The sequence below is a fragment of the Kribbella sp. NPDC051718 genome, from assembly GCF_040681515.1.
In the GTDB taxonomy this organism is placed as follows: domain Bacteria; phylum Actinomycetota; class Actinomycetes; order Propionibacteriales; family Kribbellaceae; genus Kribbella.
Genome location: NZ_JBFAYZ010000002.1, coordinates 477,636 through 500,676 on the forward strand (window position 1 = coordinate 477,636; position 23,041 = coordinate 500,676).

Genomic DNA, 23,041 nt, shown 5'->3' on the forward strand with positions numbered 1-23,041 from the left:
CGAAACATTTGATTCAAGAGCGGACTGGACCGGTTCAGATGCACCAGCCGGGTTTGTGGCCGGAAGCTGCCATGGCCTTGTTTTCGCGGCAGAACGGTGCGTAGTGCGGCCAGTCGTCGAGCTCCGTCGAAAGGGAGCGGGCCGCGCCGAGTAGCGGGATCGCGAGCAGCGCGAGCGCGGCGAGAACGGCCGGTGAATACACCCTACCTGCTGTGATCATGGGCATCGACTGCTTTCGGGCATGGCAATGAGACCGCAATAGCGGCGGCATTGACCGGGGCGGAATTCCTCGCGGGTCAATCACCGCGAGCGCGCGAAGTGGTCCACTTCGCTCACTTCCGAACCTATTTCCCGGCCGGCCCAGGGGTCAACGCGGCCGAGCGGCCGCATGGTGCAGTGGCACCAGGCGGCCGCTCGGCCGGAGTACGGGGTGGGTCAGACGTTCTTGACGGCTGCCAGGAGCTTGGTGAGGGACTCTCGGGCGTCGCCGAAGAGGAGGGTGGTCTTGGGGTCGTAGAGGAGTTCGTTCTCGATGCCGGCGAAGCCCGGGCGCATCGAGCGTTTGAGGAAGATGACTCGCTGGGCCTCGTCGGCGTTGAGGATGGGCATGCCGTAGATGGGGGCGCTGGGGGTGTTGCGGGCCGCCGGGTTGACGACGTCGTTGGCGCCTACGACCAGTACGACGTCCGTCGACTTGAAGTCGCCGTTGATCTCGTCCATCTCGCGGAGCTGCTCGTACGGAACCTGGGCCTCGGCGAGCAGCACGTTCATGTGGCCGGGCATCCGGCCGGCCACCGGGTGGATGGCGTAGTCGACCTTGACCCCGCGGCTCTGCAGCTCCTCCACGAGGTCGCGCAGGGTGTGCTGGGCCTGGGCGACGGCCAGTCCGTACCCGGGCACGATGACGACCCGTTGCGCGTACCCGAGCAGGATCGCCACGTCGGTCGGAGTACCGGAGATGACCGGCCGTTCGGACGCCGTACCGCCGCCGAGGGTCGAGCCGCCCTTGACCGCGCCGAAGAGGATGTTGAAGACCGAGCGGCCCATCGCGTCGGCCATCAGCTTGGTCAGCAACGTACCGGCCGCGCCGACCAGCGTTCCCGCGATCAGCAGCAGCGCGTTGCCGAGCACGTATCCGCCCGCGGCCACGGTCAGACCGGTGAACGCGTTCAGCAGCGAGATGACGATCGGTACGTCGGCACCGCCAACCGGCAGTACCAGCATGATGCCGAGCGCCAGCCCGACCAGGCAGAGCAGCACGCCGACCCAGACCCGCGGATCCGTGACCAGCCAGACCGACAGTGCGAGCCCGCCGAGGATGCCGGCCACGAACAGCACCGGCAGACCCGGGAAGGTCACCGGCCGGCTCGTCATCAGCTCCTGCAGCTTGGCGAACGTCACCACCGAGCCGGAGAAGCTGATCGCGCCGACCAGGATCGTGAAGGCGGTCGCGATCGCGGCGATCGTCTCGCCGTCGCGAACCTCACCCAGCTCCATCAGCGCGACGAGTGCTGCCGCGCCGCCACCAACGCCGTTGAACAGCGCCACCAGCTGCGGCATGTGCGTCATCTGCACCCGGCGCGAGCCGACCACACCCGCGATCGTGCCGATCACCAGCGCCACCAGGATCGCGCCCAGGTGGTCGGGCTTGTACGCGACGAAGGTGATGATCACCGCGAGCACCGCACCCGCGGCACCGAGCAGGTTGCCGGTCCGCGCCGACTTCGGCGACGAGAGGGCCTTCAGCGCGACGATGAAGCAAACCGCCGAGATCAGGTACCCGATCTGGGCCCAGGTGTCGATCACTTCTGCAGCTCCTTCTTGCGCGCCGCCGGACCGCGGAACATCTGCAGCATCCGGTCGGTGACGACGAACCCGCCGACCATGTTCACCGTGGCCAGTACGACCGCCAGCAGCCCGACGATCACCACCAGGGTGGAGTCGGCCTGGCCGGTGACGATGATCGCGCCGACCAGGATGACGCCGTGGATCGCGTTCGCTCCCGACATCAGCGGGGTGTGCAGGGTCGAGGAGACCTTGCTGATCACCTCGACGCCGACGAACGCCGCGAGCACGAAGATGGTCAGCAAAGCGATGGTTTCGGTCATACCGTCGGTCCTTCCAGAAGCTCGCGGGTCGGCTCGTGCAGGACCGTGCCGTCGTGGGTGAGGCAGCAGCCGGCCACGATCTCGTCGTCGAAGTCCGGGTTGAACTCCGCGTCCCGGGTCATCAGCGCGATCAGGTTGGCGATGTTCTGGCCGTACAGCCGGCTGGCCGGTCCGGCCATCTGGCTGGGTACGTTCGCGCCGCCCCAGACCAGCGCGTTGCCGATCATCAGCTCCGTACCGGCCACCGAGCCCTCGACGTTGCCGCCGGACTCCGAGGCCAGGTCGACGACGACCGAGCCGGGCTTCATCTGCTCGACCATCGACCGCGACACCAGCATCGGAGCGGTCCGCCCCGGTACCGCGGCGGTCGTGATCAGCGCATCGGCGCCCGCGATGTACGGCGCGAGCAGGTCACGTTGCAACTGCGCGCGCTCCTCGGTCATCTCGCGGGCATAGCCGCCCGGCCCGTCGAGCGTGCCGAGCTCCAGCTCGATCGGCTGCGCGCCCATCGAGGCGATCTCCTCGGCAGCGGCCGTCCGGACGTCGTACGCCTTGACGACCGCACCGAGACGCTTCGCGGTCGCGATCGCCTGCAGTCCGGCGACGCCGGCCCCCAGCACGAGGACCTGGGCCGGCGGCACCGTACCGGCTGCCGTCATGTTCAGCGGGAAGAACCGGGGCAGCCGTTCCGCCGCGACGATGGCCGCCCGGTAGCCGGCCACCAGCGCCTGCGAGGAGAGCGCGTCCATCGACTGCGCCCGGGAGATCCGCGGGATCATCTCCATCGCGAACGCGGTCAGCTTGGCCCGGGTCGCGGCCCGGATCACGTCCGGCGGGTTCGTCGGCAGGAACGACATCAGCGCCGTACCGGCGTGCAGCCGCTGCAGTCGCTCGCGTTCGAGCGGCTGCACCGACACCACCACCGTCGCCGCGTGGTCGGCTCCCCAGGCCACCTCTGCCCCGGCGTCGCGATAGGCGTCGTCGGAGTACAGGGCGCGCTCGCCGGCCGCGGGTTCGACCGCGACCTCGTAGCCGAGCTGGACGAGTTTGACGATTTGCTCCGGCACCAGGGCCACCCGGCGCTCGGCCGGTCTGGTCTCTCGCACTACTGCGATCTTCACTCGCCGAAACCTATGCCAAACACACGGTGCCCGGAAAGCCCGGTCCCGCCAATCAGGCCAAGTTCTGAAGAAGCTGTGCCTCGGCCAGACAGACCTTGGTGAACTCCTCCAGGTGCAGGCCTTCGTCGATACCGTGGGCCCGGGTGTCCGGATCCTCCACGCCGGTGACCAGGACGGCCGCGTTCGGGAAGGCCTGCTGGAACTCCGCGATGAACGGAATCGACCCACCCATACCGGTGTCGACCGGCTCCACACCCCACGCCGTGGCGAAGGCCGAACGGGCCGCGTCGTACGCCGTACCGCGCGCGTTGATCGAGCACGGCTGGCCGAGATCGCCTTCTGTCACAGTGACCTGGGCACCCCACGGCGCGTTCTGCTCGAGGTGGTTGCGCAGGGCTTCCATCGCCTTCACCGCGTCGTCACCGGGAGCGACCCGGAGGCTGACCTTGGCCCGCGCGACCGGTACCAACGTGTTGCTCGCGTCGGCCACCCGCGGCGCGTCGATCGCCAGTACCGCGATCGCCGGGCGGGTCCACAGCCGGTCGACCAGGGTGCCCGAGCCGATCAGCTTCACCGAGTCCAGCACGCTCGACTCCGCCCGGAACCGGTCCTCGGGGTAGTCCAGCTCGGCCGCGCGTGTCGCGTGCAGTCCGTCGACCGCGACGTCACCGTTGTCGGTGTGCAAGGTGGCGAGCAACCGGCACAGGGCGGACAGCGCATCCGGTACGGCGCCGCCGAACAGGCCCGAGTGGACGGCGTGCTTCAGCGTCCGGACCTCGACGAAGCAGTCGACCAGGCCGCGCAGCGAGACGGTCAGGGCGGGCTGGCCGATCGCCCAGTTGCCCGAGTCGGCGATCACGATCGCGTCGGCGGTGAGCTCGTCGGCGTACTCGTCGAGCAGTTGCAGCAGGGTCGGCGAACCGATCTCCTCCTCGCCCTCGACGAAGACCGTCACGCCCACCGGCAGGTCGTTGCCGAAGGCACGGACGGCGGCCAGGTGCGCCGCGATCCCGGCCTTGTCGTCGGCCGCGCCGCGGGCGAACAGCCGGCCGTCCCGCTCGGTCGGCTCGAACGGCTCCGACGTCCACTCCTCGACGTTGCCGGTCGGCTGGACGTCGTGGTGCGCGTACAGCAGTACGGTCGGCTTGCCCGCCGGCGCCGGCTTCTTGGCGATCACCGCGGGCGCGCCGTCACCCGCCCGGACGATCTGGATCTCGAAGCCTTCGGCCTCGAACAGAGCGGCGGTGGCCTCCGCCGATCGCTGGACGTCGGCCGCACGGGCCGGGTCCGCACTGACCGAGGGAATCCGGATGAGGTCCTCGAGGTCGGCACGAACGGAGGGCAGAACGCGGTCGATCGCCGCACGCAGGTCGGTCATGCGCCCTACCGTACTGCGGGTCATTCATTTACCTTCTACGGAGAACATCTCGAAGGTTACCGCCCAAACCTGCAGAGGACCTGATGACTCGTCGCTTCGCCATCCTGACTGCCTTCATCACCACCGCCACCGCCCTCACCGCGTTCAGTGCGCCGGCCAGTGCCGCCATCACCTGCGACACCGCGACCACCGGTGGCGCCACCTTCTACGACGGGCCGTCGGCGTCCAAGAAGTACGACGCCCGGTTCAGCAACAGCGCCAGCATCCCCAACCTGAGCACGCACACCCCGCAAGGCGCGGGGACTTGGTACAACTGGGACGGCTCCGGCAAGAACCTCCTGCTGGTCGCCTCGTACCGCGCGGGCGCCGACTCGCAGATCTACGGCATCGACCCGGCTACCGGCTCCACGGTCGGTGTGGTCGCCATCGCCGAGTCGCATGTCGGCGGGATCACCACCAGCAAGGGCTGGGCCTTCGTGGCCGGTGCAGGCAGCTCGATCCGGAAGTACCGGCTGACAGAGCTCCGCGACGCGATGAAGGCGGCCGGTACGCCGTACCTGGCCCAGGTTGGCACTGCGCGCGACGTCGCCGGCTCCTCGTTCCTGACCAGCTACGGCGACTCCATCTTCTCCGGCACCTTCAACGAGACCGGCCGCGGCACCATGTACGAGTACAAGATCGCCGACGACGGCACCCTCACCACGCTGGCCGGCGCCTGGGAGGTACCGACCAAGACGCAAGGCCTGATGGTCACCGCCAACCACTTCGTCTACAGCACGTCGTACGGGCGGGGTAACCGCAGCAACCTGTACGTCGTCCGCCGGGGCCAGAAGGATCTGGACGCGGCCGCGCTGAGCTGCTTCCGGGCGCCGAGCATGACCGAGGGCATCACGGAGTACAACGGCACGGCGTACCTGGTCTACGAGTCGGGCTCATACCTCTACAGCGGCGACTCGGCCACCCTCAACGTCATCCCCCGCATGCACAAGGCCACTGTGTCGTCCCTGACCTCACTGGTGGGGTAGAGCTACGGGATCAGGGTCGCCGAGTCGAGGACACGCTGGACCTCGGCATTGTCGGTGTCACGGGCCTGGGTCCGTAACACCGTCCCGGCGATGGCCGTCTGGTAGCGCTCGCCCACAGTGCTGGTCACCTTCGTCGCCTGGTCCTGGCACTGGTAGTAGAAGGTCACCATGTTGTTGCCCGGGACGGCAGGCCCGGTCGAGGTGCAGCCGACGGGCACCTTGCCGGTCTTGGGCAGCTCGCCGGTCAGCTTCTCCAGATAGACGCCCGGCACCGTGCTGTTGGTCACCCAATTCGCGGTGTCCGGGCTGACCAGCAGCTTGGTCTTGTCCTCGGCCGACTTCTGGTCCCAGGAACGCGGCACCTTCACCGACATGTTGTCCTGCTCCACGGTGACCGGGCGGCTCATTACCAGCCGATAGCCGCCATAGCCGCCGCCGGCGGCCAGGATGAGGGCCAGGACGACAGTGATCACCCATGCGCGGGCTGACCGCTTCGAAGCCTTCGCCGGAGTCGCCAGCAAGGCAGCGGGTGCTGTTGTGGCATCCACATCGGCAGCGGGCGTGACAGTGGATGCGTTGGCTGCCGACAGAGCTGTCTCCTGGTCGACGCCGGCCGGGCCCGTCGGTACGGAGAGGACCTCGGCGGGGACCAGGCCGGCCGGGATCTTGCCTGTTTTGTGGGCTTCTTGGAGGGCGTCGAGGAAGCTGTCGAGGTCCGGCCAGCGCTTGTCACGGTCCGGCTCGAGAGCGCGGCGTACGACGGCGTCGATCGCATCCGACACGTCGTCGCGCAAGGTGCTCATCGACGGCGGCGGCGACTCGATCCGCATCACCGCGCCCAGGCTGATCACGCCATGGGGTGCCTGGCCGGTGAAGGCCGCGTACGCGACGGCACCCAGCGAGTAGAGGTCGGCGCGGTGGTCGAGCCGGTCGCCCATCACCTGCTCGGGGGCGACGTAGGCCGGCGTACCGCCCGGCATCGTCAACTGGGACACGGTTTCCAGCGACTTGCCCAGGCCGAGGTCGCCGAGCATCGCGCGGTCGCCGGACTCGTCGAGCCGGAACAGCACGTTGGCCGGTTTCACGTCGCGGTGCAGCACTCCACGCGCGTGCAGCTGCTTGAGTCCGCTGCCGACCTGGGTGATGACATCGACGACGTCGGCGATCTCCATCAGCCCGGCCTTGATCCGGTCCGCGAGCGATCCGCCGTCGGCGTAGGTCAGGACGAGATACGGCCGGCCGTCCTCGGTCTCGCCGACGTCGTGGACGCCGACCACGTGCGGCGAGTCGACCCGGCGCAGGAACCGGCCCTCGGCCAGGAAGCGGCGCCGGACATCCTCTTCGTCGATCCAGTTGTCGGACAGGATCTTGACGGCGACGTCCGCGTCGAGCTCTTCGTCCCTGGCCAGCCAGACGGTCGCGAAACCCCCGGCACCCACCCGGCGGACCAGGGAGTACCGGCCGATCCGCTGGGGCTGGTCCATCCCCGCATTATGCTCGATCCCTCCTGCGACTTGGTCGCCGGAGCGTGTGTTCGAGACCGAAACGGGGCCTAAGGAGTGCAAAACGTCCGGGTTGTGACCGTCACGGTCGTCGCGGTGGCGGCGGTTGCGGTCGGTGGGTTCGTCGCATCCCGGCGTACGCCGGAGTCGCAGGTCGGGTCGGCGGCGCCGCTGGTCGCACCGGTGCAGACTCCTTCGCCGCTGAAGTTCACCGGGCCCGAGGTCGTCCCGATCGACGTGCGCAAGCTGCCCGTCGGGGCGGGTCCGCAGGTCACCTACCTACGCGATCGGACCGTCTACGGCGGCGCCGGTACGCCGGTCAAGGTCCCCGGCCGGGTCGAGATCGACGCCGTCGCCCGCCTCCACGACGCCGTCCTGACCGTCCAGCTGAAGACCGTCCGGGATCCCCTCCTCGTCATACTCGATGCCTCCGGCAAGCAAATCGAGCAGGTACCGGGCGTCGACTCGGTCGTCACCAGCACCGACGGCGAGGCCGCCGCCTATGCCTCCGGCGGCCGGTACGCCCCGGAAGAGCACGTCGGCGGCACCGTCTACTACCGCCGGTCTGCCACCGGACCCGTGAAGCGGCTGGCCCAGCCCGGTGTGCACGACGTCCGCGTCCTCGGTGTGACCAACGACACCGTCTACTTCCAGTCCAGCGACGACCTGACCGGCCCCTGGAACTTCTACCGCTGGCAAGTGGACCAGCCGAAGCCGACCCGGCTCACTACCGTCCGGTCCCCGATCGCCGTCTCCGGCGACGGCACCCTGGTCGCCGGACTGGCCTCACAGAACGACAGCGGCATGTGCACGACGCTGATGACCGCCACCACCGGCACCCAGCGCTGGCGCAGCTGCCAGTACCAGCTCACCCGCTTCGGCCCCGGCAACACCTTCACCATCGGCATCCCGGCCGGCAGCGACCCGTACGGCGATCTGGAGAACGTCGCGCTCGACCCGAAGACCGGCAACCAGCTCCGCAAGTGGACCGGCCCGTCCCTGCGCGACGCGAGGCCCGAGGACGGCGATCACGTAGTACTGGCCTGGCACGACCGGCCCGAACCCGGGTCCAGATCGGCCCTGGTCCGCTGCACGGTCAGCTCCGGCAGGTGCGAGCTGGCGACCCCGCTGGCGTCCGGAACACTTCTTCTCGGCTCATGACGAACAAAACCGCGTCGACCCGCGTCCTATCCCGGACGGGGACGAACCGATTGGACGACCGAACGTGAAAACGGGCAACGGCCCGCTGGCCATGGGGGTGGCGGCGGTCGCGGTACTGGCTGTGGTCAGCGGTGGAGCCCTCGCGGCCCGCCGCGGCCCGGCCACGTCCCCGTCGGCCGCAGCTCAGCCGCTGACCGCGAGCGCGACGCCCACGGCCAAGCAGTCGACGCCCAAGCCTCCAGCCACGCCTCCGACGACCCCGAAACCATCGGCGACCCCGGTGACGACGCCCTCCGGTCCGGCGATCCCGACGGTCAAGGTCGACCTCACGAAGCTGCCGGTCGGCCGTGAACCACAGGTCGCCTACCTCGACGGCCGGGTGTTCAAGGGCGGCCTCGGTGGCGACATCACCATCCCCGGCAACCAGGAGATCCTCCGCGCGGTCCGGTACGACGGTGACGCGATGGTGGTCCGCGAAGTCGGCCTGGGCGGCTCCGAGCTGGTCCGGGTCAGTCTCGACGGTGTCCTCCCCGAGCGCACTCCCGACGTCGCGAGCCTGGTGACCTCGGTGAACGAGGACGCCATCGCGTACGGCACGGCCCGATCCAATGCGGACCACACCCGCCGCAAGGGCAACGCCGTCTACTGGCGCAACGCCTTCGCCGACAACAAGCTGGACCGCCCGAACGACTGGTACTCGACTGTCCTGGCCGTGGTCGACACGACCGTCTACTTCGCCGCCGGTACCGATCCGAACGAGCCCGACGCGACACTCAACGTCTGGCACACCCAGACCGGCAAGGTCGAGGTGCTGAAGTCCTTCAAAACCCCAGCGGGCGTGGATTTCCAGGGCACCAACGGTGTCGACCAGCTCGAGGGCGCCGAGCAGACCTTCTGCTCTGCGGTGCGGGCGCTGGCCGACGGCGCGCAGCTGTGGCGGACCTGTGAGTACTCGCTCGACGGCTTCACCCCGGACGGCCAGACGGTCTACGCGACCCCGGACTTCCACAACGGCGGCTCCAACCCGTCCACCACCGCCATCGACAGCAGGTCAGGCACGGTACGCCGGCAGTGGACCGGAGTGGACTTCCTCACCACGACCGCCGAGGACGACGACCACCTGCTGATGGCCGTCGACACCGGCGAGAACACGGCGAGCGCGATCATTCGCTGCAGCATCGGCTCCGGCGCCTGCGAGCTGGCGACGAAGCCCGCCAAGACGCCTCGGCGCGACGCGCTCCGGGTGATGGGTGGCTGGTCATGAAGCGGCAGAACGGCGCACTGGTCGCGCTGGTCGCCGCCGTGACGGTCGCTGCCGTCGTACTGGGCGCGACCATCGCGTCTCGCCAGGTCCCGCAGCGCCAGAGCGCTGCCTACGCCGCTCCGCTGCCTGCCCCGACAAGCACGACCACGACGCCGTCCAAGGGCACCCAGACACCGAAGCCCCCGGCGACCACGCCGTCCCTGCAGCCGTCGAGTGCACCGGCGGTCCCGACCGACACACCGACGCTGACCGGCCCGACGAAGATCACCCTGGCCGTGGCGAAACTCAGCACCGGAAGGCAGCCGCAGATCCCGTACCTGGACGGCCGCCAGGTCCGTGGCGGTGCCGGGAGCACGGTCACCATCCCCGGCAAGGACGACGTCCTCCAGATCGCCCGGGTGAACAGTTCGGTCCTCGCCCTGACCACCAACGGAAACGGCTCGCAGGTACTGCGGTTCGACGCCAACGGCGCTGCCAGCGTCGCGAACGTCAACCACCTGGAGGCCAAGGCCGACCAGAGCGGCGTCGCGTACGCCGCCCTCGGTGCCGACGGACCGGTCGAGGGCGGCACCATCTACGCCGACACCGGCACGTCGCTGACCGCCTTGAAGCTGACCAAGCGCTGGAACTTCAAGGTGCTCTCCTTCGTGGGAGACAAGGTCTACTTCGAGTCCTCGGACGTACTGGGCAGCGGCGCCAGCTGGAGCACCTACGTCTGGTCGCCGGGTGAGCCGGAAGCCAAGCTGGTGAAGGCGCTCGCGTCCATGACGAAGATGTCCGCCGACGGCAAGGCTGCGGCCACGGCCCTGCTCGTCAGCAACACCGGCTCGTGTTCCGCGGTCACCACCGTCGAGACCGGCCAGCGCGTGTGGAAGACCTGCGACTACTACCTCAACGACTTCAGCCCCAGCGGTGCGACTGTGTTCGGGGTGCCGTCCGGTGACGACGGCTACTGCTCCTCGGCGGAGGCCGCCCTCGACGCGAAGACCGGCAAGCTGCTCCGCGAGTGGAAGGGCTGCCTGCAGAGCATCACCCCCGAGGACGACGAGCACCTGCTGATGGTCGCGACCGCGTCGGGTGAGGGCGACAACGCTAAGACGGCGATCATCCGCTGCACCATCAGTACCGGCGACTGTGAACTGGCCACGCCCGTGGCCTCCAACCGACTCCTTCTGAGCGCCTGATGGCCACGCCGCTACAGAAGGTCAAGAACGGTCCGCTGCCGGGTACGAGCAGCACGCCGTCGACGACTCCCTCGACGACGCCGACGCTGAAGCCGACTCCCACACCGCAGCCGACCCCCACGCCTAAGCCGACCCCGACGATGCCGCCGGTGCTCCCGCCGAAGCCGTCGACTGCCCCGCCACCCAGCAGCGCGACCACCTCCACCGGCCCGACCACCGTCGAACCGAACGTCAGCAAGCTGCCCGGCGGTCGGGCGCCACAGATCCCGTACCAGGTCGGGGGCGAGGTCCGTGGCGGTGCAGGCCAGGCGCGGAAGATCCCCGAGGGTGCCGTGCTGGTCGGCCGGATGAACACCGACGTACTGGCCGTCGTCCGGACCGACAAGGGCAGCGACTGCAGAAGCTCAGCTACGGTGCCCCGCGCCCGGACGCCGGGTGTCTCGTCCCTGGCGATCACCGCCGATCAGTCCGCGGCCGCGTACGCCGTCGGGACGCTCCACCAGCGCGGCCCGATCAGCAAGGGCGGAGCCGTGTACTCCAAGACCGGCTCGATCCGGAAGCTCGACCTGCCGAACAGCTGGGAGGTCGAAGTACTGGCCTATCGGGGCGGCAAGGTCTACTTCCGGGCCGGCACCACCGAGAAGGGCGATCGGCTGCTCTACGAGTGGACGCCGGGCGCAGCCAAGGCCACCGTGATTCCGGCGGTCAACTTCCCGACCGCGGTCTCTCTCGACGGCACCGTCGCGGCCTCGATGCAGTTGCTCACCGACGCCGGCACCTGCTCGACCATCACTGGGATCGCCTCCGGCAAGCAGCTCTGGCGGACCTGCGAGAACCAGCTCAGGGGATTCACCCCGGACAGCCGGACGGTGATCGGTTCGGATGCCTACGCCGACGGATTCTGCATCCGCGAGATCGCCGCACTGGACGCTGGTACCGGGCGGCTGATCCGCAAGTGGAAGGGCTGTTTCCAGGACTTCGCTGCCGAGGACGATCAGCACGTGCTGATCGTCGCGGTCGCCGAAGGGGGTGGCGGGGATCCCGGGACCAAGAGCGCCATCATCCGCTGCGACATCAGCACCGGACGGTGCGAGCGGGCCACACCGATCACGGTGGACGTACCGCTCGGACTGGGCAGATGAGGGGAGCTGGAGCGTGAAGAGATTCGACCTGGTGCGGAAGAACGGGCCGCTGGCCGCCGGGCTTGCTTCTGTGGCGGTTGCCGCAGTGGTGGCCGGTGGTGTGTTCGCCTCCCAGCAGGCGCCGGCCGACAGGGCCTCCGGCGCGACACCGCTGCCGGGGCCGAGCAGTACGCCGTCAACGACTCCCAAGCCTTCATCACCCACCACGGCCACGCCTCCGCCGACGCCACCGCCCAGCAGCACTCCTGGGAGCACCCTGCCGAGCACTGGGACGACCACTGGCTCCAACACCGGCCCGGCTACGGTCGACGTGGTGGTGGGCAAGCTTGGCGACGGCCGGGCGCCGCAGTTGCCTTACCTGGCAGGCCGAGAGGTCCGGGGAGGTCCCGGCAGCCCGGTGAAGATCCCTGGTACCGGGATCATTCTGGGCATCGCCCGGCTGAACACCGCCGCGCTGGCCGTGGTCGAGCGGGTCAGCGCGGACAAGGACAAGCTCCCGTTCGGCAGTGACCTGATCCAGGTCCGGTACGGAGAAGTGCGGAAGACGCCTGACGTCTCGTCCCTCGTGGGCCGGGAGGACCAGTCAGCGGTCGCGTACTCCACCACCCGATTCGACGCGAAGGGCGGCGGGATCAAGGGCAGCGACCTGTACGCCGAGGTCGACGGCTCGGTCCAGCAGCTCGAACTCGCGAACAGCTGGAACGTCGAAGTACTGGCCTATCGAGGCTCGTCGGTCTACTTCCGGGCGGCAGCGACCAGCGGAGGCCAGCAAACGCTCTACCAATGGAAGCCGGGCGCCTCGAAGGCGACTTCGCTGAAGACCGTCACGTCGCCCGTCACGGTTGCGAACGACGGCGCCATCGCCGCCTCGCTGAAGCAGCTCAACGACGGTAGCTGCGCCACCGTCACCGCGATCGAATCCGGCACGCAACTCTGGCGTACCTGTGACAGCCGACTGGTCGGATTCACCCCTGACAGCCGGATCGCAGTCGGTGTCGGCGCCTCCTTCGAGGGCAGCTCCGAGACTCTCACCGCGCACGAGGCCAGGACGGGCAAGCTGATCCGGACCTGGAAGGGCCAGTTCTACGACGCCGTCGCCGAGGACGACCAGCACCTGCTCGCCGTCACCGTCGTGTCCGGCAATCCGGTGGCCGGCACCCTCAAGCTGGCGATCATCCGGTGCAGCATCCCGACTGGCCAGTGCGAGCGCTCGACGCCGGACGCCCTCGATCAGAGCGTGATCCTGCGATGATCGGTCTGGACCCTTCAGCGCGTTAGGAACGTCGTCATGTTGCAGAAGAACGGCCGGCTGGTCGTGCTCGTCGCCGCCGTGGCAGTCGCCGCGGTGGTGATCGGCGGCGTCGTCGCGTATCAGCAGGGCCCGCGCTCCGAGGGTGGGACGGCGGCACCGCTGTCCGCACCGACGACCCCGAGCACCAAGACCTCGCCTGCCACTCCGACGCTGAAGCCCAGCACGCCCAGCGCGCCCAGTACGACGCCGGACAAGCCCTCCGGGCCGGTCAAGATCACCCTGAACCTGGCCAAACTGCCCCGCGGCCGCGATCCCCAGGTGCCGTACCTCATCGGCCGGGTGGTCAGCGGCGGTGCGGGCGGGCCGGAGACGATCCCCGGCAAGGCGGACATCCAGCAGATCGCCCGGGTCAACGGCCGCGTGCTCGCCGTCGTCACCAGGCGCCTGGGGACGGAGTTGCTCAAGCTCGGGCCGACGACCGGCACCGTCGAGCGGGTTCCGGACGTCACGACGGTGGTGACGAGCGCCGACGCGACCGTCGCGGCGTACTCCTCGACCCGGACCGGCAGCCAGAGCGAGGCCCTCAAGGGCGGCACCGTGTACTCCGACAACGGCGGCCTGGACAACCAGAAGCTCGACCTGCCGAACGCGTGGGGACTGCGCGTCCTCTCCGTCGTGGACGGCAAGGTCTACTTCGAGTACGCCGCCACCGAAGGCGGCCGCTCGCAGCTCTACTCCTGGACGCCCGGCGCGGCAAAGGCCACCCAGCTCGACGTCACCTCGCCCACCGGCATCTCCTCGGACGGCCGGCTCGTCGTCTCGATGGGGCTGATCTCCGACAGCGGATCCTGCTCGGACGTCAAGGAGATCGCGACCGGCAAGCGACTCTGGAAGACCTGCGAGAGCGCGATCGAGGGGTTCACCCCGGACGCCCGGACCGCGTTCGGCGGCGACGCGTACGCCGACGGCTACTGCTCCGGGACCGCCACCGCGCTCGACGCCCAGACGGGAGTGATCCTCCGGCAGTGGAAGAGCTGCTTCTTCCAGACCGTGCCCGAGGACGACCAGCACCTGCTCATCGTCGTCGACGCCCTGGACGGCGGCGGCGAGGACGGCTACGGCCAGCGCGGGATCATCCGCTGCACCGTCAGTACCGGCGCTTGCGAGCTGGCGACCCCACTGAAGCCGCACAGCGAAGTACACCTCGGCTCCTGACCTGTCTGCCGGCAGCTAACGGGCGCCCTGGCGGGGACGGATCGGCGGCAGACTAGTCAGATGGACCGGATCGTGGTGCTGGCCGACATTCACGGCGTATTACCTGCTCTGGAGGCCGTACTGGCCGAGCCGGACGTAGCTGCCGCTGATGTGATCGTGCTGGCCGGGGACATCGCCAGCGGGCCGCAGCCGGTGGAGACGCTGGATCTCCTGGTGGGGTTGGGCGAGCGGGCCGTGTGGGTGCGCGGCAATGCGGACCGGGAGCTGGTGGAGATGGCTCGTGGGTCGTTCAAGGGCGATCCGCCGGACCCGGTCAGTCCCTGGGCCGCCTCACAGCTCCGGGACGACCAGGTCGAGCTGCTGGCCGCATTGCCGACCACGGTGACCCTTGGCGACACGTTGTTCTGCCACGCGACGCCCCGGGATGACGAGGAGATGGTGCTGGTCGACAGCCCTATCGCAAGGTGGGCGACGGTGCTCGGCGGCGTACCGGAGGAGGTCAGGACGGTTGTGTGCGGGCATACGCACATGCCTTTCGCCCGGCAGGTCGACCGGCGGCTGGTGGTCAACGCAGGCAGTATCGGCATGCCGTACGGCGCACCGGGTGCCAGCTGGGCTCTCCTGACTCCAGCGGGTGTCCAGCTCCGTCGTACTGCGCTCCCGGACACCGCTGCGGACCAGCTGGCCAAGGACTCGTCGTACCCGGGGATCGAGGAGTGGCTGGACGCGTACCTGCGCTCCAACTACTCCGACACCGAGGCGCTTGAGGCGTTCAGGCCGCGCTCGGAGGTCTGAGCGGCTACCGTCAGGGCATGTTTGCGCGGCGACGGAAGCACTTCGGCACCCCGGCCGACAAGGCGACGTACGCGACGCTGCACACCGCCTCGCTCGCTACCCCCAGCCTGCGCGAGGGGCTGACCCCGGCGGCGGCCGGTAAGGCCAGCAAGCATCTGCGCGACCTCCTCGGCACTGCGGCCATCGCCATCTGCGACTCGTCGGGTGTACTCGCCTGGGACGGGGTAGGTGGTCCGTACGAGAGCAACCACCGTGGGGACGTCAAGGGGCTCGCGGCGGCGACGCTGCGGACCGGGCGTACCGCAGTACTGGGTATCCATGACGTGGCGTGCGGCGACCCGCAGTGCCCGATCCGTACTGCGGTAGTGGCGCCCATCGTCACCGAGGACCGAGTAGTAGCCGTTCTGGTCGCCTACAGCCCCCGCTCGTCGGCAGCACTCGTCCGAGCCACCGAAGAGGTCGCCAGGTGGGTCTCCGGCCAGGTGGAGCTCGCCGAGCTCAACAAGGAGCGGACCCGGGCGATGGAGGCGGAGCTGCGGGCGCTCAGAGCCCAGATCAGCCCGCATTTCATCTACAACGCGCTGGCCGCCATCGCATCCTTCGTCCGGACGGATCCTGAGCGCGCCCGGGAGCTGCTGCTCGAGTTCGCCGACTTCTCCCGGTACGCGCTGCGCCGCGGCGGTGAGTTCACCACGCTGTCCGACGAGCTGCGCAACGTGGAGCGGTACCTCGTCCTGGAGCAGGCCCGGTTCGGCGAGCGGCTCAAGGTCTCGCTGCTGATCGCGCCCGAGGTGCTTTCCGTGGCGATCCCGTTCCTGGTCGTCCAGCCGCTCGTCGAGAACGCCGTCCGGCACGGCCTGGACGGGACCTCGGGCGTCGGGCGGATCACCATCCGGGCCCAGGACCGCGGGCTCGAGGCCGAGATCAGCGTCGAGGACGACGGCTCCGGCAGCGATCCCGACGTCATCCGCGCCGCCCTGGCGGGCGAGTCGAGCGGCGACTCGGTCGGTCTCGGCAACGTCGACGCCCGGCTACGCCAGGTCTACGGCGACGCCTACGGCCTGGTGGTCGAGACCGCCCCGGAGGCCGGAACAAAGGTCAGCTTCCGGGTGCCCAAATACTCCTCAGGGGTGCATGCATCCGCTTAGTCTGTGGGCCATGACCGACTCTCCACTGCGTGCCCTCGTTGCTGATGACGAGGAGCCGGCGCTCAATGAGCTGGTCTACCTGCTGCGCCAGGACTCCCGGATCGGCGAGATCAAGACCGCCTCGAACGGCACCGACGCGCTGAAGATCCTCCAGGACGGTGACCTGGACGTGGTGTTCTGCGACATCAAGATGCCCGGCCTCGACGGGATCGAAGTAGCGAAGATCCTGTCCAGGTTCAAGAGCCGGCCGCAGATCGTCTTCGTCACCGCGTACGACGAACACGCGGTCGACGCCTTCGCGCTGGACGCGGCCGACTACGTGATGAAGCCGGTCCGGGCCGAGCGGCTGAGCGACGCGGTGCGCCGGGTGGTCAACCTCGGTACGCCCACCGCCGTGCCGCCGCAGGACGACACCACCGACGACGAGACGATCCCGGTCGAGCTGGCCGGCGTCACGCGGTTCGTCCAGCGCTCCACTGTCCGGTACGTCGAAGCGCAAGGCGACTACGCCAGGCTTCATACCGGCCAGAACTCGCACCTGGTCCGGATCCCGCTCAGCACCCTGGAGGAGCGCTGGCACGACGCCGGCTTCACCCGGATCCACCGCAGCACGCTGGTCGCCCTCGCCCACGTAGACGAGATGCGAGTAGACGGCGGCCGCTGCGCCGTCCGGGTAGGCGACGACTGGCTCCCCGTCAGCCGCCGCCACACCCGAGAACTCCGCGACCTCCTGGTCCGCTCAACCTCGTTGAGAGGCTGACATGCGGCACGAGCCGATGCGGAACGAGCCGGTGCGGCGATGAGCGGTGTCGAGCCGCCCCGGCGGGTCCGGGTGACTAGCCCTCGCACCTCCGCTGCGCGCCGGATGACCGCGCACACCGGCACCCGCGAGATCGACGAGCAGACCCGCGTCGGCGAGGTCTACATGAGCTCGCTGATCCAGTCGCAGCTCCGACTCGCGCTCGCCGTCATCGCCGGTGCCGCCGTCACCCTCGGCGGCCTGCCGCTGCTCTTCCTCCTCGTCCCCGCCACCCGCACCCTGCCGATCTTCGGCATCCCGCTCCCCTGGCTGCTGCTCGGCGTGATCGTCTACCCCGTCGTCTACATCGCCGCCCGCATCTACGTCCGGCACGCCGAACGCATCGAAGCCGAGTTCACCGAGTTCGTCGGGCGTAAGTAGATGAACCCGGCAATGAGTTTGACCGCGATCGGATTGGTGATCGCGACAACGATCGGGATCGGGCTGTTCGGGCTGCGGATCTCCCGAACCACCAGCGACTTCTACGTCGCCAGCCGGGCGGTAACGCCACGCTGGAACGCGTCCGCGATCAGTGGCGAATACTTGTCGGCGGCATCTTTCCTCGGCGTGGCAGGCCTGGTGCTGGTGAACGGCGCCGACATGCTCTGGTTCTCGGTCGGCTACACCGTCGGCTACCTGATGCTGCTCGTCCTGATCGCGGCTCCACTCCGGCGCTCAGGTGCGTACACCCTCCCCGACTTCGCCGAGACACGCTTCGAGTCCGCGGTCGTACGCCGGATCTGCTCCTGCCTCGTGGTCGGCATCGGCACCCTCTACCTCCTTCCCCAACTCCGCGGCGCCGGCCTGACCGTCCATACGGTGACCGGTGCACCGCCGGCCGTCGGAGCAGCCCTCGTCGCGCTCATCGTGGTGATCAACGTCGCCGCTGGCGGCATGCGCTCGATTACGTTCGTACAAGCCTTCCAGTACTGGCTCAAGCTCACCGCCCTGGCCGCGCCGATCTTCATCATCTTCATCGCCTGGCGATCGGGCGACCACCCCGTCGGCGTCCTGCACTCCCTGCAAGGAGCCGGCGCCGAATGGGCCGAGCCACTCTCCAGAGCAGGCGGCCGCAACCACCCGCTCTACGCGACCTACTCGTTGCTCCTGGCCCTTTGTTTCGGAACGATGGGCCTTCCCCACGTCCTGGTCCGCTTCTACACCAACCCCGACGGCCGCGCGGCCCGCCGTACGACGGTCGTCGTGCTGGCCCTGCTCGGCGCCTTCTACCTCTTCCCGCCCCTGTACGCCATCCTCGGCCGGACCTTCGCGCCAGACCTGATCGGCGGCGGCGCCGACACCGTCGTCCTCGAGCTCCCCGGCCGCATTTTCCCTGGTACAGCAGGAGATCTGCTCGGTGCACTCGTCGCCGCCGGAGCCTTCGCCGCGTTCCTGTCGACGTCATCCGGACTGACCGTCGCCATCGCCGGAGTCATCGACCAGGACCTCCTGCGCAATCGCCTCCACCGGCTGACCGGCGGCGACTACCTGGCCGTCAACAGCTTCCGGATCGCGGCCCTGCTGGCGATCGCGCTTCCCTACGCCGCCTTCAACATCACCGGCGCGCTCAGCCTCGCCGACACCGTCGGCCTGGCGTTCGCCGTCGCCGCCTCGACCTTCTGTCCCCTGCTGGTACTGGGCATCTGGTGGCGCAAGATGTCCATCGTCGGCGCCGCGGCCGGCCTGATCGTCGGCGGGGTCGCCGCGATCACCGCAGTACTGGTCAACGTCATCGGCCCACCCAGCGCCGGCTGGCCAAAGGCCCTGATCGCCCAGCCCGCCGCCTGGACGATGCCGCTGGCCTTCATCACCGTCATCACGGTCTCCAAGCTCACCCCCCACAAGATCCCCCGCGGCACCGCCCGCAGCATGGTCCGCCTCCACACCCCCGAAGCAGTAGACGTCGACCGAGGCCTCCCACCCGCCTGACCGTTCGTCGTACCGTTCCGACCGCTCATCGCAGTCGCCTCCACCGCCGGTCGAAGGGTGCCCGCCACTGGGCGCTCGGTGCGGTTCGGTGCTGTTGGGTGGGAGTGAGCTGGACCACAGTACGAGCAGCAACCCTGCGCGCCGGTCTTTCCGCCCGGCCTGATCCCGTCTGGAGGTCCCGCGATGAGCGATACGCGCCGCGCGGCCGGCGATCCGGAACTGACGACGTACCGAGATGTCCAGCTGTCGCCGGACTTCTCCGAACTGCGTCGCCGGTTCCGGCGCTTCGTGTTCCCGATGACCGGGCTGTTCCTGGTCTGGTACTTCGTCTACGTCCTGCTCGCCGACTACGCGCACGGTTTCATGTCGCACAAGGTCGGCGGCAACATCACCGTCGGGCTCTTGTTCGGCTTCGGCCAGTTCGTCTCCACCTTCGCGATCACGCTGCTGTACGTCCGCTGGGCCGACCAGAAGTTCGACCCGGACGCCAAGCACCTGCGTGACCAGATCGAGGGAGACGACAAGTGAGCGCGCCCCTGCTGTTGCCGCTGGCAACCACTGTCGGGAACCCGACGGTCAATATCGCGATCTTTGCGGCGTTCGTGGTGGCCACCCTGGCGATCGTCATCCGGGCCTCCCGCAACAACAAGAGCGCGGCCGACTTCTATGCCGGCGGCCGGTCGTTCACCGGCCCGCAGAACGGCATCGCGATCGCCGGTGACTACTTGTCCGCCGCGTCGTTCCTCGGCATCGCCGGCGCCATCGCCCTGAACGGGTACGACGGCTTCCTGTACTCGATCGGCTTCCTGGTCGCCTGGTTGGTGGCCCTGCTGCTGGTCGCCGAGCTGCTCCGGAACACTGGCCGGTTCACGATGGCCGATGTGCTGTCCTTCCGGCTCAAGCAGCGTCCGGTCCGGATGGCCGCGGCCATCTCGACCCTGGGTGTCTGCTTCTTCTACCTGCTGGCCCAGATGGCCGGCGCCGGCGGCCTGGTCGCGCTGCTGCTCGGTGTCTCGAGCAAGGCCGGGCAGAACATCGTCATCGCGGTCGTCGGCGCGATCATGATCACGTACGTGCTCGTCGGCGGCATGAAGGGCACCACCTGGGTGCAGATCGTCAAGGCGGTCCTGCTGGTGATCGGCGCCGGCATCATGACGATCTGGGTGCTGGCGAAGTACACGTTCAACCTGTCCGGCCTGCTGGGCGCCGCCGTGGACAAGAGTCCCGCCGCCGGGGAGAAACTCCTCAGCCCGGGTCTTCAGTACGGCGCAACGGGGATCAGCAAGCTCGACTTCATCTCGCTCGGGCTGGCGCTAGTGCTCGGTACGGCCGGCCTTCCGCACGTACTGATGCGCTTCTACACGGTGCCGAACTCGCGTGAGGCCCGCCGCAGCGTGAGCTGGGCGATCTGGATCATCGGCATCTTCTACCTGTTCACCCTCGTCCTCGGGTACGGCGCAGCTGCGCTGGTCGGGCCGGACAAGATCCGCGCGGCTCCCGGTAAGGCCAACTCGGCCGCGCCGCTGCTGGCGTACGAACTGGGCGGGGAGATCCTGCTGGGCGTGATCTCGGCCGTCGCCTTCGCCACCATCCTGGCGGTCGTGGCCGGGCTGACCATCACGGCCAGCGCGTCCTTCGCCCACGACATCTACGGCTCGGTGATCAAGAAGGGCCAGGTCAGCGGCGACGGCGAGATCCGGGTCGCCCGGATCACCGTGGTCGTGATCGGCGCGGTCGCGATCGTCGGCGGCATCTTCGCCAACGGCCAGAACATCGCCTTCCTGGTGGCACTGGCCTTCGCGGTCGCGGCGTCGGCCAACCTGCCGACGATCCTCTACTCGCTGTTCTGGCGGCGCTTCAACACCAGGGGCGCGCTCTGGAGCATCTACGGCGGTCTGGGCTCGGCGATCTTCCTGATCATCTTCAGCCCGGTCGTCTCCGGCAAGGTGGACAAGAAGACCGGCGCGAGCCTGTCGATGATCACCGACACCGGGATCGACTTCCACTGGTTCCCGCTCGACAACCCGGGCATCGTCTCGATCCCGCTGGCCTTCGTGCTCGGCATCATCGGCACGCTGACCAGCCGGGAGGGCACCAACGTCGACAAGTTCGCCGAGATGGAGGTCCGCTCGCTCACCGGGGCGGGTGCCGAGAAGGCAACCACCCACTAGACCTGTCAGGCAGGCCCTGCTGATTCCTCGCGAACCTGCCTGACAGCTTCAACCCCGAGACCCGGGGGACCACGCACCCAGCTTGGCTCCCCGGGTTTTTCGCGTTCTCAGTGCTTCAGCGACGGCCAGAGCTCAAGGAAGGCCACTCGCGATGCCTCACCACGCTGCTCCTCGGCGGCATGCAAACGCCCGAAGGTGAAGGCGTTCCCGCCATCCAGATAGGTCTGTACTGCGAGCTGCCGCAGCAACTCACGGGCCACCACGCTGTCCTGGTGGTCGCCGAGCACCTCCTGGACCTCCTTGGCCCGCGACACCAGGCCGGCCGCCTCGTCACCGAGGACCGGGAGGGCCGACTCGGCGGCGTACCGGAGTCGTTTCGAGGCCTTGCGAACTTCATGCAGCTCGTGATCCTGCTCGGCCGTGTCCTCGGCCTCTTCCATCCGGCGGACGGCCTTGCTCATCCGCTTCCAGTCGTGCTCCAGCAATTCGGGCAGCTGCTTGGACGCTTTGCGGGTCTCGCCGATCAGCGGCGGGTTCGCGACCAGTTCGTCCAATGCGTCGAGCAGGCGGAAGTACCGCTCGCTCTCCAGCGCGGCCAGCGCCTCGACCCGGGCGGCCTTGTAGACCGAGCTCAGGTGGGTGTCGATGTAGGCGCCGACCCTGCCCATCACCAGTTCGGACGGCTGCGCGTCGATCGCGGTGCTGAAGTGCTCACGCAGTACTTCGGCGTCGCGCGCGCCACCCAGCTCGCCCGCGAACCACTTCAGCTCGTCGCGCAACTGGTCGCCGACCTCGCGATCGATGACCGGCCGGTACGTCGCCAGAGCGGATCGCAGCCGTCGTGTCGCGACCCGCATCTTGTGGACCGAGTCGGGCACGTCACGGCGTACGCCGGGGTCTCGCGCGTGAATCGCCTGGACCTGCGCTGTCGCGTAGGCGCGGAAGAGGTCGGCCGTGGTCGGCTTCTCCGGCAGCTCCCAGGCGTCCCGCTTCGGCACCCGGTCGCCAAGCGCTCGGGCCAGCTTGCTCGGCCCGGACGCGGGCTTGGCGCCGACTGACCGCAGGAGCGGCTCGGCTGCCTCGAGGAGCTCGGTCTCGCCGTTGACGAGTTCCACCTCCCACTCACGCCAGCTCTCCGACTCACCGTCGACGGTCGAGGTCACCTCGTCGTCCGCGATCTCGGCGAGCACCTCGCCCTCGGCGTCCAGCAGGCGGTGGACGATCCGCCGGGTGCTCAGCGTCACCACCGGGACCAGCTCGTGGTCGCGGGCGTGCACGCGGACGATCCGGACGACCTGGATCGGCACCTTCCGCACCGCCCGGCCGAGCGGGTGCCGGATCTCCAGGCGCTCACCTGCGGCCATCGGCAGCTTCACGTGCCAGCCGTCGTCCTCGCCGCCGGTGCGGCGTCTGAGCGTCACCTTGTTGGCGGCCAGGTCGAAGCCTGCCGTGTCGAAGTACACGGCCTCCAGGTTCAGCTCGACGGGCTGCGCGACGCTCACGACTCCCGGCAGCTCCAGCAGCACCGGCAGGATCGCGTGCTCGTCGACGTCGTACTTGGTCTCGATCTCAAGCTGTTCGGTCGGCGACATGCACCTTGTCTACCAGTCGGCCCCAATCCGGCACACCCGGTTCAGCGTCAAGATTCCCGGTCGGCCAGCACTCGGAGCTCGGCCCTCAACCGCTCCAGATCCCGATCCTGTACGCCGCTCCGCCCGGCCCCCAGCTCCTGCGGCCCGGCCTGCCGTCGCCGACTCCACTCCAACCCGGCCACCAGCGCGACGATGACGACAAGCATCACTCCCATGACCCACCTCCGCATTTCGTAGTTCCCCCAACTCCAAAGT

At 68.8% G+C, this 23,041-nt stretch carries 22 protein-coding genes; 14 read left to right on the forward strand and 8 right to left on the reverse strand.

Features of this window, described 5'->3' with window-relative positions; genetic code table 11:
- Nucleotides 1–34: 34 nt before the first annotated feature.
- The 5 genes from AB0M15_RS08925 to AB0M15_RS08945 form a co-directional block, all read right to left on the reverse strand.
- On the reverse strand, nucleotides 35–220 hold the full coding sequence (locus tag AB0M15_RS08925) for a hypothetical protein (protein ID WP_363815536.1): 186 nt from the start codon (nucleotides 218–220) through the stop codon (nucleotides 35–37).
- A gap of 215 nt (nucleotides 221–435) precedes the next feature.
- Entirely contained in the window at nucleotides 436–1,806 is a 1,371-nt protein-coding gene (locus AB0M15_RS08930) for an NAD(P)(+) transhydrogenase (Re/Si-specific) subunit beta (protein WP_363815538.1), read from the reverse strand.
- Nucleotides 1,803–2,108 (reverse strand): NAD(P) transhydrogenase subunit alpha, encoded by a 306-nt coding sequence (locus tag AB0M15_RS08935; RefSeq protein WP_328332908.1) that lies wholly within the window; start codon nucleotides 2,106–2,108, stop codon nucleotides 1,803–1,805. Before AB0M15_RS08935 ends, AB0M15_RS08930 begins: the two co-directional genes overlap by 4 nt.
- Complete coding sequence (locus AB0M15_RS08940) at nucleotides 2,105–3,229, reverse strand: NAD(P) transhydrogenase subunit alpha (protein ID WP_363815540.1); 1,125 nt, start codon at nucleotides 3,227–3,229, stop codon at nucleotides 2,105–2,107. The genes AB0M15_RS08935 and AB0M15_RS08940 overlap by 4 nt, the downstream gene beginning before the upstream one ends.
- Before the next feature lie 52 nt (nucleotides 3,230–3,281).
- The gene (locus AB0M15_RS08945; RefSeq protein WP_328332904.1) at nucleotides 3,282–4,607 is read right to left on the reverse strand and encodes a dipeptidase; all 1,326 of its coding nucleotides are present in this window, start codon (nucleotides 4,605–4,607) and stop codon (nucleotides 3,282–3,284) included.
- A gap of 83 nt (nucleotides 4,608–4,690) precedes the next feature.
- Between AB0M15_RS08945 and AB0M15_RS08950 the strand changes: the two genes are divergently transcribed.
- Nucleotides 4,691–5,632 carry a hypothetical protein gene (locus AB0M15_RS08950; RefSeq protein WP_363815542.1) on the forward strand — a complete coding sequence of 314 codons (942 nt, stop codon included), beginning with the start codon at nucleotides 4,691–4,693 and terminating at the stop codon, nucleotides 5,630–5,632.
- A gap of 2 nt (nucleotides 5,633–5,634) precedes the next feature.
- Here the strand turns inward: AB0M15_RS08950 and AB0M15_RS08955 are convergent, their stop codons facing one another.
- Entirely contained in the window at nucleotides 5,635–7,116 is a 1,482-nt protein-coding gene (locus tag AB0M15_RS08955) for a serine/threonine-protein kinase (RefSeq protein WP_363815544.1), read from the reverse strand.
- A 93-nt stretch (nucleotides 7,117–7,209) separates the two neighbouring features.
- Here AB0M15_RS08955 and AB0M15_RS08960 point away from each other — a divergent pair, with 93 nt between their 5' ends.
- From AB0M15_RS08960 to AB0M15_RS09020, 13 genes are all read left to right on the forward strand, one after another.
- Nucleotides 7,210–8,295 carry a hypothetical protein gene (locus tag AB0M15_RS08960; protein WP_363815546.1) on the forward strand — a complete coding sequence of 362 codons (1,086 nt, stop codon included), beginning with the start codon at nucleotides 7,210–7,212 and terminating at the stop codon, nucleotides 8,293–8,295.
- Nucleotides 8,296–8,359: 64 nt separating this feature from the next.
- A complete protein-coding gene (locus tag AB0M15_RS08965) occupies nucleotides 8,360–9,559 on the forward strand; it encodes a hypothetical protein (protein ID WP_363815548.1) in 1,200 nt (399 codons plus the stop codon).
- Nucleotides 9,556–10,743 (forward strand): hypothetical protein, encoded by a 1,188-nt coding sequence (locus AB0M15_RS08970; RefSeq protein ID WP_363815550.1) that lies wholly within the window; start codon nucleotides 9,556–9,558, stop codon nucleotides 10,741–10,743. The genes AB0M15_RS08965 and AB0M15_RS08970 overlap by 4 nt, the downstream gene beginning before the upstream one ends.
- Nucleotides 10,743–11,885: a hypothetical protein gene (locus tag AB0M15_RS08975; RefSeq protein WP_363815552.1), complete on the forward strand. Its 1,143-nt coding sequence runs from the start codon at nucleotides 10,743–10,745 to the stop codon at nucleotides 11,883–11,885. The genes AB0M15_RS08970 and AB0M15_RS08975 overlap by 1 nt, the downstream gene beginning before the upstream one ends.
- Before the next feature lie 13 nt (nucleotides 11,886–11,898).
- Nucleotides 11,899–13,137 (forward strand): hypothetical protein, encoded by a 1,239-nt coding sequence (locus AB0M15_RS08980; protein ID WP_363815553.1) that lies wholly within the window; start codon nucleotides 11,899–11,901, stop codon nucleotides 13,135–13,137.
- A gap of 36 nt (nucleotides 13,138–13,173) precedes the next feature.
- The gene (locus AB0M15_RS08985; protein WP_363815555.1) at nucleotides 13,174–14,352 is read left to right on the forward strand and encodes a hypothetical protein; all 1,179 of its coding nucleotides are present in this window, start codon (nucleotides 13,174–13,176) and stop codon (nucleotides 14,350–14,352) included.
- Nucleotides 14,353–14,412: 60 nt separating this feature from the next.
- Nucleotides 14,413–15,147, forward strand: a complete 735-nt coding sequence (locus AB0M15_RS08990) for a metallophosphoesterase family protein (RefSeq protein ID WP_363815557.1) — start codon at nucleotides 14,413–14,415, stop codon at nucleotides 15,145–15,147.
- 17 nt (nucleotides 15,148–15,164) lie between these two features.
- Nucleotides 15,165–16,295: a histidine kinase gene (locus tag AB0M15_RS08995; RefSeq protein ID WP_363815558.1), complete on the forward strand. Its 1,131-nt coding sequence runs from the start codon at nucleotides 15,165–15,167 to the stop codon at nucleotides 16,293–16,295.
- Between the two features lie 10 nt (nucleotides 16,296–16,305).
- Nucleotides 16,306–17,055: a LytTR family DNA-binding domain-containing protein gene (locus tag AB0M15_RS09000; RefSeq protein ID WP_363815559.1), complete on the forward strand. Its 750-nt coding sequence runs from the start codon at nucleotides 16,306–16,308 to the stop codon at nucleotides 17,053–17,055.
- A gap of 39 nt (nucleotides 17,056–17,094) precedes the next feature.
- Entirely contained in the window at nucleotides 17,095–17,475 is a 381-nt protein-coding gene (locus AB0M15_RS09005; RefSeq protein ID WP_363815561.1) for a hypothetical protein, read from the forward strand.
- 12 nt (nucleotides 17,476–17,487) lie between these two features.
- Nucleotides 17,488–19,023 carry a cation acetate symporter gene (locus AB0M15_RS09010; RefSeq protein WP_363815563.1) on the forward strand — a complete coding sequence of 512 codons (1,536 nt, stop codon included), beginning with the start codon at nucleotides 17,488–17,490 and terminating at the stop codon, nucleotides 19,021–19,023.
- A 183-nt stretch (nucleotides 19,024–19,206) separates the two neighbouring features.
- Nucleotides 19,207–19,551 (forward strand): DUF485 domain-containing protein, encoded by a 345-nt coding sequence (locus AB0M15_RS09015; protein ID WP_363815565.1) that lies wholly within the window; start codon nucleotides 19,207–19,209, stop codon nucleotides 19,549–19,551.
- A complete protein-coding gene (locus AB0M15_RS09020; protein ID WP_363815567.1) occupies nucleotides 19,548–21,194 on the forward strand; it encodes a cation acetate symporter in 1,647 nt (548 codons plus the stop codon). Before AB0M15_RS09015 ends, AB0M15_RS09020 begins: the two co-directional genes overlap by 4 nt.
- A gap of 107 nt (nucleotides 21,195–21,301) precedes the next feature.
- On the opposite strand, the gene AB0M15_RS09025 is transcribed toward AB0M15_RS09020, so the two are convergent.
- Complete coding sequence (locus AB0M15_RS09025) at nucleotides 21,302–22,786, reverse strand: CYTH and CHAD domain-containing protein (RefSeq protein WP_363815569.1); 1,485 nt, start codon at nucleotides 22,784–22,786, stop codon at nucleotides 21,302–21,304.
- A 47-nt stretch (nucleotides 22,787–22,833) separates the two neighbouring features.
- Nucleotides 22,834–23,001 (reverse strand): hypothetical protein, encoded by a 168-nt coding sequence (locus tag AB0M15_RS09030; RefSeq protein WP_363815571.1) that lies wholly within the window; start codon nucleotides 22,999–23,001, stop codon nucleotides 22,834–22,836.
- Nucleotides 23,002–23,041: the final 40 nt, after the last annotated feature.

Coding starts and splice junctions, on each gene's coding strand:
- AB0M15_RS08925 (WP_363815536.1), bottom strand. CDS start 220: ATGATCACAGCAGGTAGGGTGTATTCACCGGCCGTTCTCGCCGCGCTC.
- AB0M15_RS08935 (WP_328332908.1), bottom strand. CDS start 2,108: ATGACCGAAACCATCGCTTTGCTGACCATCTTCGTGCTCGCGGCGTTC.
- AB0M15_RS08945 (WP_328332904.1), bottom strand. CDS start 4,607: ATGACCGACCTGCGTGCGGCGATCGACCGCGTTCTGCCCTCCGTTCGT.
- AB0M15_RS08950 (WP_363815542.1), top strand. CDS start 4,691: ATGACTCGTCGCTTCGCCATCCTGACTGCCTTCATCACCACCGCCACC.
- AB0M15_RS08955 (WP_363815544.1), bottom strand. CDS start 7,116: ATGGACCAGCCCCAGCGGATCGGCCGGTACTCCCTGGTCCGCCGGGTG.
- AB0M15_RS08970 (WP_363815550.1), top strand. CDS start 9,556: ATGAAGCGGCAGAACGGCGCACTGGTCGCGCTGGTCGCCGCCGTGACG.
- AB0M15_RS08975 (WP_363815552.1), top strand. CDS start 10,743: ATGGCCACGCCGCTACAGAAGGTCAAGAACGGTCCGCTGCCGGGTACG.
- AB0M15_RS08985 (WP_363815555.1), top strand. CDS start 13,174: ATGTTGCAGAAGAACGGCCGGCTGGTCGTGCTCGTCGCCGCCGTGGCA.
- AB0M15_RS08990 (WP_363815557.1), top strand. CDS start 14,413: ATGGACCGGATCGTGGTGCTGGCCGACATTCACGGCGTATTACCTGCT.
- AB0M15_RS08995 (WP_363815558.1), top strand. CDS start 15,165: ATGTTTGCGCGGCGACGGAAGCACTTCGGCACCCCGGCCGACAAGGCG.
- AB0M15_RS09000 (WP_363815559.1), top strand. CDS start 16,306: ATGACCGACTCTCCACTGCGTGCCCTCGTTGCTGATGACGAGGAGCCG.
- AB0M15_RS09005 (WP_363815561.1), top strand. CDS start 17,095: ATGAGCGGTGTCGAGCCGCCCCGGCGGGTCCGGGTGACTAGCCCTCGC.
- AB0M15_RS09010 (WP_363815563.1), top strand. CDS start 17,488: ATGAGTTTGACCGCGATCGGATTGGTGATCGCGACAACGATCGGGATC.
- AB0M15_RS09015 (WP_363815565.1), top strand. CDS start 19,207: ATGAGCGATACGCGCCGCGCGGCCGGCGATCCGGAACTGACGACGTAC.
- AB0M15_RS09025 (WP_363815569.1), bottom strand. CDS start 22,786: ATGTCGCCGACCGAACAGCTTGAGATCGAGACCAAGTACGACGTCGAC.
- AB0M15_RS09030 (WP_363815571.1), bottom strand. CDS start 23,001: ATGGGAGTGATGCTTGTCGTCATCGTCGCGCTGGTGGCCGGGTTGGAG.